Source organism: Clostridium chromiireducens (genome assembly GCF_002029255.1).
In the GTDB taxonomy this organism is placed as follows: Bacteria; Bacillota; Clostridia; order Clostridiales; family Clostridiaceae; genus Clostridium; species Clostridium chromiireducens.
Genome location: NZ_MZGT01000022.1, coordinates 28,555 through 47,736 on the forward strand (window position 1 = coordinate 28,555; position 19,182 = coordinate 47,736).

Annotated in this window: 15 protein-coding genes; 2 read left to right on the forward strand and 13 right to left on the reverse strand. The window is 30.9% G+C overall.

Translation table 11 applies throughout. The features are described 5' to 3' along the window. Window positions 1–237: 237 nt before the first annotated feature. Complete coding sequence (locus tag CLCHR_RS09585; RefSeq protein WP_079439492.1) at window positions 238–1,209, reverse strand: CPBP family intramembrane glutamic endopeptidase; 972 nt, start codon at window positions 1,207–1,209, stop codon at window positions 238–240. A 649-nt stretch (window positions 1,210–1,858) separates the two neighbouring features. On the opposite strand from CLCHR_RS09585, the gene CLCHR_RS25720 reads away from it, so the two are divergent. Next, a complete protein-coding gene (locus tag CLCHR_RS25720) occupies window positions 1,859–2,677 on the forward strand; it encodes a PLL family lectin (RefSeq protein ID WP_479723259.1) in 819 nt (272 codons plus the stop codon). Window positions 2,678–2,719: 42 nt separating this feature from the next. Here CLCHR_RS25720 and CLCHR_RS09595 read toward each other — a convergent pair whose 3' ends face one another. Next, complete coding sequence (locus tag CLCHR_RS09595; RefSeq protein WP_079439494.1) at window positions 2,720–3,274, reverse strand: helix-turn-helix domain-containing protein; 555 nt, start codon at window positions 3,272–3,274, stop codon at window positions 2,720–2,722. Between the two features lie 142 nt (window positions 3,275–3,416). Here CLCHR_RS09595 and CLCHR_RS09600 point away from each other — a divergent pair, with 142 nt between their 5' ends. Further along, on the forward strand, window positions 3,417–4,352 hold the full coding sequence (locus CLCHR_RS09600) for a DMT family transporter (RefSeq protein ID WP_079439495.1): 936 nt from the start codon (window positions 3,417–3,419) through the stop codon (window positions 4,350–4,352). Between the two features lie 187 nt (window positions 4,353–4,539). On the opposite strand, the gene CLCHR_RS09605 is transcribed toward CLCHR_RS09600, so the two are convergent. The 11 genes from CLCHR_RS09605 to CLCHR_RS25170 form a co-directional block, all read right to left on the reverse strand. Next, the gene (locus CLCHR_RS09605; protein ID WP_079439496.1) at window positions 4,540–5,901 is read right to left on the reverse strand and encodes a citrate/2-methylcitrate synthase; all 1,362 of its coding nucleotides are present in this window, start codon (window positions 5,899–5,901) and stop codon (window positions 4,540–4,542) included. Window positions 5,902–6,444: 543 nt separating this feature from the next. Beyond that, complete coding sequence (locus CLCHR_RS09610; protein ID WP_079439497.1) at window positions 6,445–8,163, reverse strand: methyl-accepting chemotaxis protein; 1,719 nt, start codon at window positions 8,161–8,163, stop codon at window positions 6,445–6,447. 485 nt (window positions 8,164–8,648) lie between these two features. Then, window positions 8,649–10,034 carry an NADPH-dependent glutamate synthase gene (gene gltA, locus CLCHR_RS09615; RefSeq protein ID WP_079439498.1) on the reverse strand — a complete coding sequence of 462 codons (1,386 nt, stop codon included), beginning with the start codon at window positions 10,032–10,034 and terminating at the stop codon, window positions 8,649–8,651. After that, window positions 10,034–10,924 (reverse strand): sulfide/dihydroorotate dehydrogenase-like FAD/NAD-binding protein, encoded by an 891-nt coding sequence (locus tag CLCHR_RS09620; protein WP_079439499.1) that lies wholly within the window; start codon window positions 10,922–10,924, stop codon window positions 10,034–10,036. The genes gltA and CLCHR_RS09620 overlap by 1 nt, the downstream gene beginning before the upstream one ends. A gap of 336 nt (window positions 10,925–11,260) precedes the next feature. Next, window positions 11,261–12,427: an iron-containing alcohol dehydrogenase gene (locus CLCHR_RS09625; RefSeq protein WP_079439500.1), complete on the reverse strand. Its 1,167-nt coding sequence runs from the start codon at window positions 12,425–12,427 to the stop codon at window positions 11,261–11,263. Between the two features lie 411 nt (window positions 12,428–12,838). After that, complete coding sequence (locus CLCHR_RS09630) at window positions 12,839–14,812, reverse strand: sigma-54-dependent Fis family transcriptional regulator (protein ID WP_079439501.1); 1,974 nt, start codon at window positions 14,810–14,812, stop codon at window positions 12,839–12,841. Between the two features lie 285 nt (window positions 14,813–15,097). After that, the gene (locus tag CLCHR_RS09635; RefSeq protein WP_079439502.1) at window positions 15,098–16,276 is read right to left on the reverse strand and encodes an acetyl-CoA C-acetyltransferase; all 1,179 of its coding nucleotides are present in this window, start codon (window positions 16,274–16,276) and stop codon (window positions 15,098–15,100) included. A 114-nt stretch (window positions 16,277–16,390) separates the two neighbouring features. Beyond that, window positions 16,391–17,131 carry an epoxyqueuosine reductase gene (locus CLCHR_RS09640; RefSeq protein ID WP_079439503.1) on the reverse strand — a complete coding sequence of 247 codons (741 nt, stop codon included), beginning with the start codon at window positions 17,129–17,131 and terminating at the stop codon, window positions 16,391–16,393. Beyond that, a complete protein-coding gene (locus CLCHR_RS09645; protein WP_079439504.1) occupies window positions 17,128–17,715 on the reverse strand; it encodes a TetR/AcrR family transcriptional regulator in 588 nt (195 codons plus the stop codon). Before CLCHR_RS09645 ends, CLCHR_RS09640 begins: the two co-directional genes overlap by 4 nt. Before the next feature lie 263 nt (window positions 17,716–17,978). Beyond that, window positions 17,979–18,518 (reverse strand): metallophosphoesterase, encoded by a 540-nt coding sequence (locus CLCHR_RS25165; RefSeq protein ID WP_242966007.1) that lies wholly within the window; start codon window positions 18,516–18,518, stop codon window positions 17,979–17,981. Next, on the reverse strand, window positions 18,478–19,044 hold the full coding sequence (locus CLCHR_RS25170) for a metallophosphoesterase family protein (protein WP_242966008.1): 567 nt from the start codon (window positions 19,042–19,044) through the stop codon (window positions 18,478–18,480). The genes CLCHR_RS25165 and CLCHR_RS25170 overlap by 41 nt, the downstream gene beginning before the upstream one ends. Window positions 19,045–19,182: the final 138 nt, after the last annotated feature.

Below are 19,182 nucleotides of genomic sequence, written 5' to 3' on the forward strand. Positions count from 1 at the left end.
GGATTTTGTGAAATCATATTCCAGTTTTATATAAATGTCTTTTACTAAGTTACTAATACTTCCTTTATAAACCAAGTAATTATACCAATAAAAAATAAAGGTTACTGAAAAATTTATTTATACATTTTGAATTACTTTTCTGCATAAAATCATATTTTCAGTTACCTTTATTATTCAAATATTATTATTTTAATCTAAATTGAATTACATTATTAATCATTTTTCTTTCACGAACCTTTATGAAATTGGTTTTATACTACTTATAACACTAAACAAATCAAAAATGATTACTACAATTACTAAAATAGAAGTGAAAAACTTAAGCCAAATTCCCTTTTCTGTAGTATTAGCTTGAAGCCACCCAGTAATATTATTCTTATTTCTAAGAATAGCTATTATTAGTATTATTAAGCTGACAGATATAAGAGACATATTAATAATTATATTTGTATTATTAGTTACATATGAAGTAGATTGTGATAATACTTGTACACTAATGTTATTAATAATATGTAAAATTATAGTTAATTTTATTGAATACTCAGTCGCTAAATATCCTAATATTATACCTATCCCAACTCCCATAAATATCTGAAAGAAATTGCCATGCATCAATCCAAATAATAATGCTGAAACTATTATAGCAAAACGCTTTCCATGTTTCTGCAGACTCCTAAGAACTGCACCTCTATATATAAATTCTTCGATTATAGGTCCCAATATACACGAATAAATAATCATTGGTACTGTGAGTTCATTTAATGCATCCAGATCTTCCAATGCTGAATTAGCACTTAATCCAATTGCATTTAAGCCTATTTCTAAGATATTAGAAAACAATACCAATGAACTATTTATAGCTATTATTACAATAAAACCAAACACTAAAGTTCTAAAAGTAAATTTTCTATTTTCTAACTTTAAATCATAATAAAAAAATTTCTTTCCTCTATATATGAGAAATGGAATAAATGAAACCAAGACTGCAACTATACTCATTATTCCATTATAAGTTCCATTATCTAGAACCTTTTCTAATTGATAGTTAGTTATATTAGGATCTTTTATAATCTCGACTAATGTAATAAACATAGCAAAAATTATTACAGCTAAATTAGCCAACAACTCTTTCATTAAAATAGTAAGCCCAAGCTTATTAAAATCTTTTTTTATTAACTTACTAATAGCTTTAGATTCGTTATTATTCATTCATCTCACTCCAATATACTTTTCCTAGTTTAAGTATATTACATTATACTTAATAAAAGAATATCTCTAATAGTGAAACTGTTGTTTTCTTCTTTCAGTAACACTCCTAAACATTATTCATAATATGAATTTGATAGGTTCTTAAACCATAAAAAATATTATAAGGTGATATCAAATGTGTATTGATGATTTTTTTTACTGTCCTAGTTTTATGGAAGACGCTGATTTTCCATCATTAAATGCTAAATTTAGAGGGTATAATAACGATAATGATCGAAAAGTACTTGATGAACTTGATTCATTTTATGATAGATATTACTTACGCGATACTCGAGCTTCTGAACAGGATGTGAATAAAATTATACGAGCTCTTCAAACTCAGCAACCTCAGCTCTATACAGGATTTCAAGGGATAATCGATAATTATTTTAGAACAGTTATTTCTTTTACATTAGACAATTCTTCAAATTATACAGGAAATATTAATCAAAGAACAAACTCCATTTTTAACGATTTTAGAAGAAGATATAACAAAATTTTTGTTGAACTACGCTCTTCTGGCATTCCTAATGGCATAATTAACCGTATTTTTAGAAATGTAATTGCATTCACCTTAAGATACAGCGACTCAGCACCTAGCCCTACACCAATTCCCGGCACTAATTGGAGTCAATGGGAAGATCTTGGTGGTGTACTAAACTCTGGACCAGGCGTTTCATCTTGGTCAACAAATAGACTTGATACTTTCGTAGCTGGCAGCGACAATGCTTTGTACCATAAATACTGGAATGGATCTAGCTGGAGTGACTGGGAAAGCTTAGGCGGAGTTTTAGCATCTGCCCCTGCAGCTATTTCTTGGGGACTTAATAGAATTGATGTCTTTGTAAGAGGCACAAGTAACTCCATGTATCACAAATATTGGAATGGCACTAACTGGAGTGATTGGGAAGACCTCGGTGGTATTTTCACTTCATCTCCCGCTGCCTCTTCATGGGGTAATAATAGAATTGATACTTTTGTACGTGGTACCAATAATGTGCTTTATCATAAATACTGGAATGATTCCAGTTGGAGTGATTGGGAGAGTCTCGGTGGTGTTCTTACTTCATCTCCTGCTGCTGTTTCTTGGGGCAATAGCAGAATTGATGTGTTCGCTCGAGGTCAAGGAAATCAGCTGTACCATAAGTGGTGGGATGGCTCAAATTGGAGTGATTGGGAGAACCTAGGTGGCAATATAACTTCTGCTCCTGCTGTTTCCTCTAGAACTTCTAATAGACTTGAGGTATTTGCAAGAGGAGAAAATAATCAGCTTCAAACAATAATTTGGAATGGAACTCGCTGGAGCGATTGGCAAGACATAGGAGGTATACTCACCTCCGATCCAGCTGCCGTTTCTTGGGGACCTAATAGAACTGATGTATTTGCTAGAGGCACGAATAATGCTTTATGGCATATATGGAGGGACTAGTAAAATAAAATGCTTGGTGCAGGACACTAAGCATTTTCATTACTATTTGCAGTAAAGTATAACATTTTGAAATATAGCTATTCTTTCACTGAAATTCTTGTAAGAATGTGGTTTATTAGCGGCAAATTTAATAGAATTTCCTTTTTGTAATATAAACTTTCTATTATTTATTTCCAATTCAATCTGCCCTGCTGTAACTATAACATATTCTTCTACCCCATCATTATGTGGAGGAGATATATGATTGCACCCTGGTTCTAATTCAATTGTAAATATTTCAAACCCCTTACTTGCATCAAAAGGGAATATTGGAAATAGCTTCATCATACAATTGTCTTCAATTACTGGTTTTATAACTTTCTGATCTACTACTTTTAAATCATCTTGATCCTCATCAATAAAAAATGAAAAGGATACTTTTAACCCAGTTGCAATTTTCCATAGTGTTGAGACTGTTGGGTTTGATATTCCCCTTTCAATTTGCCCAAGCATTGCTTTACTTACGCCTGTTAATTTAGATGCCTCATCCAAACTTAGTTCTCTTGTGTTCCTTATTTCCTTTAATTTATTACCAATTATAATATTCAAACTTTTCATTGCCTCACTCCTACCAGTATGTATGTTATAACATAAATACTAAATATATTGTATATTATAACATACAGGTTTATAATATATAATATACTACTTCTCATATTAACTTATAATTTTATCTTACTATAACATACGGGGGTTGAAAATGGCAAAAGCAATTATATTAGGAATATCAGCATCATTTTTTTTTGCATTTACTTTTATACTTAATCAGCAAATGAATATTTCTGGAGGCAGCTGGCTTTGGAGTTCATCTCTAAGATATATTTTTATGTTACCTATACTATTTTTTATCATGGTTATAAACAATAAATTACTGGCAGTTCTAAATGATATTATAGAAAAACCTATTCAATGGTTGATTTGGAGTACAGTAGGTTTTGGCTTCTTTTATGCACCATTAAGTTTTGCATCAGTATACGGACCATCATGGTTAGTTGCTGGAACTTGGCAAATAACAATAATTGCTGGTGCACTTATGTCTCCATTATTTTATAGGAATGTTGAAACAGAGGATGGCTTTTATAAAGTAAGAAACAAAATGCCAACAAAATCACTCTTAATGTCCTCAATAATTCTTTTGGGTATTTTTTTAATGCAGCTAGAAATATCAAAAGGCATATCAACTTCTCAAACACTTCTTGGAGTTATCCCTGTTGTTTTAGCCGCATTTTCTTATCCCCTAGGCAACCGTAAAATGATCGAGATTTGTGATAACAAGTTTACTACTTTTCAAAGAGTTTTTGGTATGACACTATGCAGTATGCCTTTTTGGTTAATAATATCTATTTGTGGTATTTTAGATGTTGGACTGCCAAGTAGCGGACAAGTATTCCAATCTTTCATAGTTGCTATTTTCTCAGGTATTATTGCAACTATACTATTTTTCAAGGCTACTGATATGGTAAGTAATGATACTCACAAGCTATCAGTTGTTGAATCAACACAATCAGGTGAAGTTATCTTTACACTTCTTGGAGGTTTGTTTATATTTCATGACAAAGTTCCAACTCTTATTAGTATTGTAGGTATCACCCTTGTTGTTACAGGTATGATTCTTAATAGTCTTATTCAAGAGTAACAAAAAATATAGAAATGTTTCATGTTAATAGGCTACAAATAGAAAGTTTAAATAAGTGAATATAATAAATGAAAACTTGTTCTCATATTAATTTGTGCATGAATTATGATAACTAAAAACGTGTGTACTAAATTTAATCTAGTACACACGTTTCTTATCTATATACATTTATTATTATATAGCTTTTTTATCTTTCATCTATATCAATATATTTTTTTCTTTTAACAACACTCTTATATGCAGGTCTAATTATTTTTCCTGAATTGACTATTTCTTCAATTCTGTGAGCGCTCCAACCTGCTATTCTTGAAATGGCAAAGATAGGAGTAAATAATTCAGGAGGAATATCTAACATTCTATATACAAAACCTGAATAAAAATCTACATTCGCACTTACGCCCTTATACATCTTTCTCACTTTTCCCACTGCTTCAGGCGCTAGTTTTTCAACCTTCTCATATAGATTATACTCATCTTCAAACCCTTTTTCCTTTGCCAATCTTGCAACATGTTCCTTAAAAATTACAGCTCTTGGATCAGAAATTGAGTAAACAGCATGACCTATGCCATAAATGAGTCCTGATCGATCAAACGCTTTCTTATTTAGCAACTTAACTAAATACTCCTCAATTTCCTTATCATCCTCCCAATTCTCTACATTTTGTTTTATATCTTCGAACATCTGTGTCACTTTAATATTTGCTCCACCATGTCTAGGTCCTTTTAAAGATCCAAGCGCCGCAGCTATAACCGAATAAGTGTCAGAACCTGAAGACGTAACAACATGTGTAACGAAAGAAGAATTATTTCCACCTCCATGTTCTGCATGGAGAACAAGAGCAAGATCTAATAAAGTTGCTTCAAGCTTTGTATATTTACTATCTGGTCTGAGCATATATAAAATATTTTCAGCTGTGCTTAGATTCTTTTGAGGACTGTGTATAAATAAACTTTTATTTCCATGATAATGTGAATGCGCCTGATAACCGTAAACTGCAATCAATGGAAAACATGCTATAAGTTTTAAACACTGCTTTAGCACATTTTCTATTGTAGTATCGTCAGCTGAATCATCTAGACTATAAAAAGCCAACACACTTCTTGCAATAGAATTCATAATATCCCTGCTCGGCATTTTTAATATCATATCACGAACAAAATCATCTGGTAAACTTCTATATTCCGCCAATAACTCTTCAAAGTCCTTAAGTTCCTCTTTATTTGGTAGATTTCCAAATAAAAGTAAATAGCACGTCTCTTCAAAACCATAACTATTAGTTTTCATAAAACCCGTGACAATATCTGAAATATCTATGCCTCTGTAAAGCAATTTTCCTGGTATTGGAACCATCTCATTTTCTTCAACAATATAAGATCTAACATCCCCAATTTCTGTGAGTCCTACAAGAACGCCTCTTCCATCTATATCCCTAAGTCCTCTTTTAACCTGATATTTTGAAAATAGTTCAGAGTCTATTATATTGCTTGTACGTGCTCTATTGGTAAGTTCTTTTAACATCTTTTCTTCAAGTTGGATAATTTTTTTCATTTTAAGCCCCTTTCAAGATAAATTTTTTACTCATTCTACTTACAATTTCAGATCTTTTTTACTATAACATTTATAAAATCAATAGTTTGATTTTAATTATTTTAAAAAATAATTAAAGATTCGTAATTTCGTATCTTAATTGCTGTAGTTTAATTTCTCATGCCTAAAAAATATATCCTTTATAATTTTAAAATTCTATTTTTTTATATGTCAACATTCTCCCCAAATGATATGATGTAAATAATATAAATGAAGTAACCATAATAATTAAGAGAAAAACTCTTAATCCTATTATAGCAAAAAATCAAAAAAAGTAAAAATTCTTTTACATATTTCCAAAAACATCATTATTTAATTAACTATTTAGCAATTTTATCAACAGATTTTTATAAATACAAAAGTGTATTTATACCGTAACTAAACTAATTCACAATATAATATGCAAAAGATATCCTATACCATCTTTCCCTAACACCTTTACTGCATATAAAAATGAAGCAGCAATCTTTAGTATATTGCTGCTTCAAAAAAATACTTCTTCATCTAAATCTTAAATCTATGAACCATCTCATTAAGATTTTCCGCAAGCTCTGCTTGGTGCTGAGCAGTTACTGCCACTTGTTCAATAGCTTTCGTTGTTTGGCTTATACTTTCTTTTATTGTTTCAGCATTTTCCGATGATTGCTGCGCCGTTCCAGCTGTATTTTGTATTGCTTCATTTATTTGATTAATGGTCACTGTTAACTCTTTAGACATAGATGCTATTTCTTTTGACATATTTGTAACAAACTCTGCATCATTATAATATTTGTTCCCCATGTCTTTCATTGATTCAAATTGAGGATCAACATTATCCCTTATAAAGTTTAATACATCTTTACTATTATCAGAAAGGTTTTTAAAAGCTTGTTGCACTTTTATAATTGTATTTTTAATATTGGTTACAGCTTCAGATGATTGCTCCGCTAATGCTCTAACCTCCTCAGCGACAACTGCAAATCCTTTTCCTTGTTCTCCTGCTCTCGCAGCTTCAATAGCCGCATTTAATGCAAGCAAATTAGTTTGCTCTGATATCTCTGCAATGGTATCCGCCATCACCTTAATATTTTCTACTATTTTACCATCTTCAATAGCTCTTAATCCTTTTTCTTTTTTCTCGTCGTATGTTCGTCTTGTTTCTTGAACAGATGATTTCCCCCTATTTTGAACTTCTGTAGCTCTTCCTTTGGATTCATTAGCATTATTACTTCCTTCAATAGCCCTGCTCGATAATATAGTAATACTTGAATTAACTTCCTCTATAGCCGCACTTATTTCTTCCGCTGACGCACTGGTTTCCTGTGCATCATTTGTAATTCTATTTATTGCTGCTTCTATATTTTCAGCTTTAATAGTAAGCTCTTCAACCGTAGCAGAAAGTTCCTGGCTTGATGCATTCATATCCTGAGATCTGCCCATTATTTCTTTTATTAATGCACTCATATCATTTTGCATCATATGAATTGAATTAGCAAGCTCTCCCATTTCATCTTTACGCTTTAGAAGCTCTTGTGAAATTACCCCTGTAAAATCCCTTTTTGATAAAACTTTTATATATTGTACTGCTGCTTTTAAAGGGTTTGATATCGTCTTTGAAATAACCAATGAAAGCATAGTCCCAATAAATACTGCAATTAAGCTAATTATAATAATAATCTTTGTCGAAAAATTGAAATCATTAATATTTTGTTTATTCAAGTTTTCAGCTAAACTAGCTCTGTAAAACGCTAAATCTTTCAAATTCTTTTGAAATTGTTGAGCTATACTATCAATTGATTTATATTTCTCTAATGCTGCATCCTGATTTCCATTCATAGCTAGTTTTATGATTTCATCTCTTTTTTCTCTATACTCTTTAAGGTTTTTTTCAAGAGTGTTAATCGTCTCCTGTTCATATTCATCATGTTTTATTTCTTTATACATTTGCCACTTTTCATCAAAAGATTTTGCTTTAGATTGGATATCCACTAATTTTGAATTTTGCTCGTTAGGATTTTTAGTATCTAAAATAATATAATATATGTCGCCTTCAATGGTTCTAGCTTGCGCTCTATTATCATTTAACCACTCAACTGGCAATAATGATTCTTGATACATTTCATTAATACTTTTACTCGCTTTTAAATTAAAATAATAGCCTGTACCTCCAAGAATAAAAAGTAGTAGAATCATTGTAGTTGAAAATAAGAAAATCTTTTTCGTTACTTTTAAATCATTTAACATTTTTAATCCCCCTTGTATACCAATAATCTTTATTGTTCCTATGTGTTTTAATTTCTAAATAAAAAAACACTTCCCCTTTTACAAATTATATAAAGACAATTACTCCAACTAAAACTAATATTAAATCGATTTCAAATTGATTCATTGTCAAGTTACCTTATATTATAGAAATATTAAACAAATTTTTTCTCATTTCTATATTTTCTTATCATCTACTATAACTAAATTTCCAATTCAATTTTACATTTTAACAATATATATGTAATATTAACATTCAAACACAAAAAAATCAACCTAACAATGTAAATTATACAATTCATTACCATTTATTCTCCATATCCTACCATTAAGTTATTTCTCATACAAAAAGGTCCAATGTATTCTTATACCTTGGACCTTTTTATCATAGTGTTAGTTTATTTATACTTAATATTTAATTTCTACTATTTGATTTATTATTTTGTGTACCTCATTATAAAAACTAATTAACTTAAATATTCATCTATAGCTGTTGCCGCTTTCTTACCTGCTCCCATAGCTAAAATTACAGTTGCAGCTCCTGTAACTGCATCTCCACCAGCGTACACACCTTCTTTAGTAGTTAATCCATCTTCATTTGCCACTATGCACTTCCATTTATTTACATATAATCCTTCAGTTGTTGATGAAATCAATGGGTTTGGCGATGTTCCAAGTGACATTATTACTGTATCAACGTCCATAATAAATTCTGAGTTTTCTTTAACTACAGGTTTTCTTCTTCCTGAAGCATCTGGCTCTCCAAGTTCCATTACAACGCATTTCATTCCTTTAACCCATCCATTTTCGTCTACTAAGATTTCTGTTGGATTTGTTAAAACATCAAATATTACTCCTTCTTCTTTTGCATGATGTATTTCTTCTGCTCTTGCTGGGAGTTCTGCGTCACTTCTTCTGTAAACAATGTGTGATTCCGCTCCTAATCTTAAGGCAGTTCTAGCAGCATCCATAGCAACATTTCCACCACCAACTATAGCAACTTTTTTACCTGCTCTAACTGGAGTGTCATATTCTTCTTTAAATGCTTTCATTAAGTTTACTCTTGTTAAAAATTCATTAGCAGAGAATACTCCATTTGCATTTTCTCCTGGAATCCCCATAAACTTAGGAAGACCTGCACCCGACCCAATAAAGACAGCCTCAAATTTTTCTTCTTCCATTAATTGGTCTATAGTTATTGTTCTTCCGATAATAACGTTGGTTTCAATTTTTACTCCTAATTTCTTTATGTTTTCTATTTCGGCCTTTACAACATCATCTTTAGGTAATCTAAATTCTGGAATACCATATACTAAAACTCCGCCGGCTTCATGTAAAGCTTCAAATATAGTTACATCGTAGCCTTTTTTAGCCAAATCACCAGCACAAGTAAGTCCAGCAGGACCACTTCCAATAACAGCAACTTTCTTTCCTTTTGAGGGTTCTCTTTGTGATAAGTCTACATTATTTTTTCTTGACCAGTCAGCAGTAAACATTTCTAACTTACCGATTGCTACAGCTTCACCTTTTATTCCAAGCACACAGTTTCCTTCACATTGGCTTTCTTGTGGACATACTCTACCACAAACTGCTGGAAGTGCACTATATTTTGCTATTTCTTTAGCAGCCCCTTCAAAATCTCCTGTTTTAGCTTTTGAGATAAATCCCGGAATGTCAATTGAGACTGGACATCCTTCAACACATTTTGGATTTTTACAATTTAAACATCTATTAGCTTCTTTTATAGCTTGTTCCTCATTATATCCTAAACAAACTTCTTCAAAGTTTCTAGCCCTTACTTCAGGAGCCTGTTCAGTGACAGGTGTTCTTTTCATTCTATCGTTCATATCTATTACTTATCCTCCTTACATCCACAACCACCATGGTTGTGAGTATCTCCTTCTTCACTCTTTAATACAGATCTGCCTTCTTCTGTTTTGTACATTGTTTGTCTTCTCATTGATTCATCGAAGTCAACTAAATGCCCATCGAATTCTGGTCCATCAACACATGCGAATTTAACTTGCCCGCCTACAGTTACTCTACAAGCACCGCACATTCCAGTACCATCAACCATAATAGGATTTAAACTAACAGTTGTCTTAATGCCAAGTTCTTTTGTAAGGATTGCCATAAACTTCATCATAATCATTGGTCCAATTACAACAGCATGATCATATTTATTGCCTTGAACTTCAACCAATTCCTTTAAGCAATCTGTAACCCTACCGTTAAATCCATACGAACCATCATCAGTTGCAACATATAGGTTTCCCGCAACTTTTTTCATCTCTTCTTCTAATATTAATAATTCTTTATTTCTACTTCCAACTATAACATCGCATTTAATTCCATTTTCATGCATCCATTTTACTTGTGGATATACTGGAGCTGCTCCAACTCCACCAGCAATAAAAATGATATTTTGCTTCTTTAAATCTTCAATATTTTCATGAACAAATTCACTAGGTTGTCCTAACGGCCCAACAAAATCACAAACAAACTCTCCTTCTTCAAAAGAAGCCAGTTGTTTTGTTCCTTGTCCAACAGTTTGAAAAACTATTGCGACTGTTCCTTTTTCTTTATCGTAATCTGCTATTGTTAAAGGTATTCTTTCACCTTTTTCATCATTTTTTATAATTATAAATTGACCTGGTTTTGCTGATTTAGCAACTCTAGGTGCTTCTATATCCATTAAGAATATATTATCCGTAAGTTCTCTTTTGCTAACTATTTTATACAATCTTTGTACCCCCTATAATTTAAATAGCTAAACAGTAATTCATCATTACTTATATTTACTATTTTTCTATGTTATTCCTAATAGTTTTCATAATAACAAAAGCTCTCTAAGGCGAGAGCCGTTGCTATCAAATAACTTTCTAACGATATCTTAATATATTAATTCAATTAAGTCCATAGGAATTTTTTAACCTTAATCCAATTAACTTTTATATAAATAAAATTGTCACTCTATTTAACTTAAAACTATTCTTCTTAATTTGGTTTATACTAAAAAAATAGTTATTCTAATTCTTAGTTCATCTTTAATTATAATGAATCTATTTGACAGAACTTATTATAAGTTAACCTTTGTTCCATAATATGTGCATTCAAATAATTTTTCCATTGTTGAATCGTCTATTTCTCTTGGATTTGAACCAGTACACGCATCTAAAACTGCATTATGAGCTACGAATGAAAGATTAGCTTTGAAATCAGCTTCTTCAACTCCATATTCTTTCATTGAATGAGGGATACTTAATTTATCATTTAATTCATTTATTACTGCTATTAATGCATCTGTTAATTCTGCATCGCTATTTCCTTCCAATTTCAATGCTCTTGCTATATCAGCATATCTATTTTCACATTTTACCCTGTTGTATTGAATTACATATGGTAAGAAAATTGCATTAGCACATCCATGAGGAATATGGAATACCGCTCCTACCTTATGAGCCATTGAGTGAACTATTCCAAGTAACGCATTTGAGAATGCCATTCCAGCTAAACATTGAGCTTCATGCATTAAATCTCTAGCAGTTTTATCTCCTTCATATGATTTAACTAAGTTTTCTTGAACCATCTCTATTGCCTTAATAGCTAATGGATCTGAAAAATTTGATCTAAGTGATGCAGTATATGCTTCTATAGCATGAGTTAATGCATCCATTCCAGTATGAGCTGTTAATTTAGCAGGCATTGTTTGAGCTAGCGCTGGATCTACTATAGCTATATCTGGAGTTATATTAAAATCAGCTAATGGGTATTTAATCTTTTCTGTATAATTTGTGATTACAGAAAATGCTGTTACTTCTGTAGCTGTACCACTTGTAGATGGAATAGCTACAAATTTGGCTTTTTGTCTAAGCTCTGGTAATCCAAATGGAACAACTGCTTGTTCAAACGTAAAGTCTGGGTATTCGTAGAATATCCACATAGCTTTTGCTGCGTCTATTGGTGATCCACCACCCATAGCAACAATCCAATCAGGCTCAAAGTTTCTCATAGCTTCTGCACCCTTCATTACGGTTTCAACTGATGGATCTGGTTCTACCCCTTCAAATAATTCAACTTCCATTCCAGCTTCTTTTAGATAGTCTTCTACTTGCTTTAAAAAGCCAAACTTCTTCATTGATCCACCGCCAACAACTACAAAAGCTTTCTTTCCTTTTAAAGTCTTAAGAACTTCAAGCGATCCTTCTCCATGGTATAAATCTCTTGGTAAAGTAAAACGTGCCATAAATTTAATTCCTCCTAATATTTATCTGTCATTTTTTATTTTGACATATTTAAAAACAAGGTTATGTATAATTTCTAGGTTTTCTATAATATGTCTTTCTAACCACATGATTATATTAAGCAATATTCATGCCAACTTGTTATAATTTTATCAATCTTTCTACTAAATCCTTCAAAATTATTCCTTATACATCAAAAAACATATGAAAAATAATCTGCATTCATTCTTAATCCCATACTTCCCACAGTTTTCTCTTAAATATAAAGTATTAAATAAATTATATTCAAATTTAATCTATCCATTTGCCGTCAGCTTACGACATTTTTCTATTCAACGTTTTGAAATAAAAATGTCCTAAAACATTACACATTATCATATAATTACTGTGTTATTTTAGGACAGTGTATTATTTTAGGACATTTTAATATTATATTTTTTTATTTTTAAGTACAATGTATTTCTACTTATACCTAAAGTCTTTGCAACTTTGCTCATGTTATGATTGCATAATTTTATCGCAGCTTTGATAGCTTTACTTTCTATTATCTCTAAATTAAATTCTTCTTCATTTGCGTCAAAAATTTCACTAAATCTTTTTTTATTATTTTCATTATGCATTATTTCTAGATAATTTACTTTACTTTCCCTATTCCAATCATTTATTGATTCTAGTTCATTAATTTCTTCAGAGATTCTATAATCATTTTCATCCCATAAATCAAAAGATAACTTTCCATCTAAATTCACTATATTCTCTATATAGTTTTCTAACTGCCTTATGTTTCCTGGCCAATTGTAGCTTAATAGATTACTATATAATTCTTCACTAATATCTGGAATTGGTTTATTCAATTTGAAAGATTTTATTCTAAAGAAATATTCTATAAGCTTAACTACATCGCCTTTTCTTTCTCTTAGTGGAGGCAGCTTTATCGGAATAACGCATAACCTATAATACAAATCCTCTCTAAAATTCCCTTTTTTCACTTCATTTTTAAGGTTCTTATTTGTAGCCGCTATTACTCTAATATCTATAGAAATTTCCCTACTTCCACCAAGTCTTGTTACTCTACTATTTTGAAGTACCCTGAGTAGCTTAACTTGCATATCTAATGGCATTTCTCCAATTTCATCTAAGAACAAGGTTCCACCATTTGCTATCTCAAATTTTCCGGGATTTCCTCCTTTTTTTCCTCCAGTAAAAGTGCCATCCTCATATCCAAATAATTCACTTTCAATTATATTGGCTGGTATAGCGCCACAGTTAATGGCTATGAATTTATTACTTCTTCTTAAGCTATAATTGTGCATAGCCTGGGCTAAAACTTCTTTTCCTGTCCCACTTTCTCCCTGAATCAATACTGTTGAAGGGCTATTTGAAATAATTTTACAATTTGTTATCACATTCTCTATTGCAGCACTTTCGCCAATTATATCATTAAAGGTAAAAAATGCTCCACTAACATTTTTAATATCAATCTCTTCTTTTTCATTACTCATAGTTACAACCAGTCCAACAGTAATATCCTTATGTTTTATGCCCTTGAAAAAAAGTTTGGTTTTATAGCTACTTGTATGCTTTAATTTTACTTCCTTAATTATAGGTCTATTTCTTTTGTCCGATTCTTCTATAATGTTTCCTAAATCGGGTAAAATATAATGCATCTCTTCGCCTAGTAAAGAATATTTATCTCTATTAAATATTTCAGCACCTAACTTATTTATATTAATAATCTTGCCATCTTTGTCTATAATCATAATCCCTTTGTCCACATTATCTATAACACTTTCCATATAATTATAGGTCTGAATCAAAATATCACTAATTTTTTTCTTATCTAATTCATTTTCAATTGCTTTTACTCCAAAAACTACTAGTCCCAATGTATGTGGATGTTTCATATTACTTCTTCCTGTTAAATTCAAAGTTCCTATAATCTCACCACTGCTATTATGAATAGGTGCAGCTGAACAAGTTAATTTTTGAAAACCTTGAATGTAATGCTCATTGGCAGTTATTTGAATGCACCTATCTTCTTTTATAGCAGTTCCCATCGCATTCGTTCCTATGTTCTGCTCATCCATATAGGCACCAATATTAATATTATCCACTTCTAGTTTTCCACTATTTTCTTCTGCACCTTTTATATATAGAATACACCCATCTCTATCTGTTAATAATATAATGAATTCATTATCCATAACTGCTGAAAAAACCATATCTATATATACTTTGGATACTTCAATCAATTCCTTATTATCATTTAGAATCTTTTCCAACTTTGAACCAAATAGGATCTTTTTTGAGTAATTAGATTTCTTCTCAACGCCATAGCTTTCACTTCTCCTATGAGAATTTTCAATTAATATTTCTTTACTATCCATAAAGGCATCTCCATCCTTTGTAGTTATATTGATTAATTTAATATAGATCTTTTCTAGTTTTAGACATGCCTCTATTATATTGAATTGATTTTCACATATCAAGCTATGATATAAATTTATAAATATTGTTAAGACAATATTTATTTTAATATCATCCCTATATATTATCCAAAAAAATAAGTGCAAATGTTAAATCTAAATATTAGACTTAACACCTACACTTAAACATATCAAGGTCATAAATTAGGCTAAAATAAACTTATAGTTTTTATTGAAAATTTAAATTTATTCTCTTTCAACTACTAGTGCAGTCCCTTGACCTCCACCGATACATAAAGTAGCAAGACCTTTCTTTGCATCTCTTTTTTCCATTGCATGCAATAAAGTAACTAATATACGTGCTCCAGATGCTCCTATTGGATGTCCAAGTGCAATAGCTCCTCCATTAACATTAACTTTACTCATATCTAGATTCAAATCTCTAGCTATTGCTATACTTTGTGATGCATAAGCTTCATTTGCTTCTATTAGATCTAACTCTTCAGCTTTCAAGTTTATTTTATCTAAAGCAGCTTTTGTTGCATGGAATGCTCCATATCCCATTATTGCTGGGTCTAGCCCTGCTGATCCATATGAAGTAATTTTAGCAAGTGGTTTTATTCCAAGAGCTTTAGCTTTATCCGCACTCATTATTACTAATGCTGCTGCTCCATCATTTAATCCAGATGCGTTTCCTGCTGTTACAGTACCATTTTCTTTAAAAATAGGCTTAAGTTTTTTTAATGCTTCTATAGTATTACCAAACCTAGGGAATTCATCTTGGTCAAATATTATATCACCTTTTTTAGTTTTGATTACTACAGGAACAATTTCATCTTTAAATTCTCCATTCTTTATAGCATTTTCAGCTTTTTGTTGTGATAAAAGTGAAAATTCATCCTGTTCTTCTCTTGTTACATTCCATTTTTCGGCTACATTTTCGGCAGTTACACCCATATGATAATCATTGAAAGCATCCCACAAACCATCTTTTATCATTTCATCAACTAATTCTCCATGACCCATTCTTTGTCCCCATCTTGCATTATTAAGTAAAAATGGTGCACTAGACATGTTTTCCATTCCACCTACTACAATAGCATCAGCATCTCCTGATTTAATAATTTGAGCTGCTAAACTAATAGATCTTAAGCCTGATCCGCAAACCTTATTGATTGTAAAAGCTGGTATTTCTATAGGTAATCCAGCTTTTACAGCAGCTTGTCTTGCTGGATTTTGTCCTAAACCTGCTTGAAGAACATTTCCGAAAATCACTTCATTAATTTCTTCTGGATTTATATTGGCCCTCTTAACAGCCTCTTTTATTACTATAGCTCCTAAATCTACAGCTGGTACATCCTTTAAAGTCTTACCATATGCTCCTATTGCTGTTCTTACTGCACTTACTATTACTACATCTCTCATTTTCTATTCCTCCTATAATTTAACATATTCTTGTCACTTGTTAACAAATATTAATAGACCAGTTTGTTTATTTTGTTTTTTAAAAAATATATCCTAAATTTAAATTGGATTTATCTAAATACTTCTACATGCTGGGCATAGTTTTAAACAATTAAAACAATAATATTGTGTTGTATATGCAGTGGCTTGATAATAAGGAAAGAATTCCATCGTCATTGCTTGCCTTTCTTCTTTACTAGCCTCAACATATTTATCTAAAAATGATAAGTATGATACAAAGGAAAACGGCTGCGAAACTGTCATACATTTTCTCACATCGGTTTTACCTTCTTCATCTAAAGCCTTTGCTGGACAACTTTTAACACAAATATTACAATCATTACAAAATCTATTTTCTATTTTATCGTCTGGCTCAATCTCTAAATTAGTGACTATTGCAGTGAAAGTAACTCTTGTTCCAAACTTAGGATGTATAACAAGATTGTGTCTTCCAAAAGTTCCTAACCCCGCTGCCACTGCAGCATGCCTAAGGGATACTGCTGAGGTTCCTCCCCTAGGAAATGATTCTGGTATGGAAAGAATCTTTGCATTAAATTCCTCCTCTAAATAATGACATATCTTATAAGCATCAGATCTCATTACCTCTTTCTTATCCAATCTTCCATTCATTGCTAGTTGAGGATCGCTACTCTCACAAGTCGTCAATTCTTTATAAGCCATTACTATTATTGATTTTGCTCTAGGAAAAAAAGATTCTATTTTAGGTGTATTTGGACTTAAATATTCAGATACTGATGCAAATCCTACATCATCTACTCCTCTGCTTTTAATATAATTTCTTATTTGTTCTTTCATGCTTTCACCTCCTTAAAATTTTCATATATATCTATTAAATCCCTTAACATCATTTTTAATACTTCTACATCTTTGCCTATTCTATAATACAGTAAATATCCTTCATATATAGCAAAAGCACGATTTGATAAAATATCTATCTTGTCCTCTGGTATATCTGAAAACTTAAGAACAGAGGCAAAAATATGTATTAATTTTTTCATAGATTTATAATAATATTCTGAGATGTCTGGATCAGAAAAAGCTATTTCGAGGCCTAATACCGCAAAAGGACACCCATAATGTTTTTCATTTTCTGCTTCTTCAATCATTTTCTGTACTATTTCAGTTATAAAATCTGTCCAAATCTTTCCCTTAGAAGTGTTAAATATCCATGTTCCAATTTTGTTTTCATAATAAGCTGAAACATTAATAGCTAAGTCTTTTTTACTTGCAAAGTGAAAATAAAATGATCCTTTAGGTAATCCTGTACCTGCTAAAATATCATTAATTCCAGTTGCATTATATCCTTTTTGCAAAAACAACTCTGCAGCACATTCAATTAATCTTATTTTGGACTGCTCTCCTTTTGTTGTCTTAATCATTTTATCACCTCGAATAGATTGTTAAATTCTTAACTTAATAATAGACCACTTTGTCTATTTTGTCAATTATAATTATAAAATTCTTATTAATAATTCTGTAAATATAAAATAAAAGTTATAGGCTTTATTTTTTATTACGCACTATAACTTTTATAATTTTTCTTAATTCTATATTTTCATCCATACTATAGACAGATATTTATTTAATAGTTGTAGCTATAATCTATTTTTATTCAAATATCACGGCTTAAATAGCTATTGCCTTACATAAATTGAATTTCTATATCTACAATTTCACTTTTGCTGCCAATACGTATGGGAGGCCCCCAAGTTCTTGCTCCACTTGAAACTATAATTTGGAAGTTACCTATCTTTAAATATCCATAATCCTTTTTAAAAACTCTTTTTGTAATCAAATTAAATGGAAAGAACTGCCCTTTATGCGTATGACCAGATAACTGTAAATCAACTCCTGTCTTGATAGGCTCTTCTAAATTAGATGGCTGATGATCTAGTACAATTATAGGCAGGTTTTTATCAATCCCATCCATTAATTCTAAAAACTCTTTACGTTTTGTTCCATTGATTCTTTCATAAAACTTATCCTCGCGTCCTATTATGTAAAAACTTTTATTGATATTAATAACACTATCCCTTAATATATTAATTCCAACCTTTTCAAAATTATCAATTCTATATGTAGAATCACCTTTATGATCATAGTCATGATTTCCGAGTGATGCATAAATCCCATATTTGCTTTTAACATTTTTTAAAATGATTTTGCATACTATCAAAATCATATAGAGCCATATCTCGGTCAGCATCAATAATATCTCCTGCAAATAATACAATATCAGGTTTTATTTCATTAATCTTTTCAACTAGTTTTTTCATCCCCTTATCTTTTAAATCACTTAGATGGATATCAGATGAAAGAGCGATATGTAATCTTTTTAAAGGACCTGCTTGTTTTTCTATATTTAACTTATATGATGTAACTCTCAAATTCTTAGCATTTATAGTCCCATATATAAGTAAAATTGATACTGTAATTAAAACTAATAGCCCTATTCTAAAAGAATTATTTTCTTTACTTAGAATCTGCAATGGGATTAAGTGAAACCATATTCCTAACATATTAATTAAATTTAACGTAATAATACACATCGTGAAATATGTTAAAGCAGCCAGCCAATAGGAAGCCAATAAATATATTCTATGTTGTAAGAACTTTGGTAAATAGTGATTCAATATAACTCCAACAAAACTAAACAAAACAATTATAAAAAAAATACTCCAGTATACTTCAATATTCATAAATGACATTGCATCCCCCATGTTATCCCGAAACCATGAGCCTATATAATAATTTAAACCGAAATATAATAACAAAATGATGCTGATTATCATGTAAAACATATCTTCCCTCTTTCATCCATTGTGTATAATTTAAAAGTTAAAATC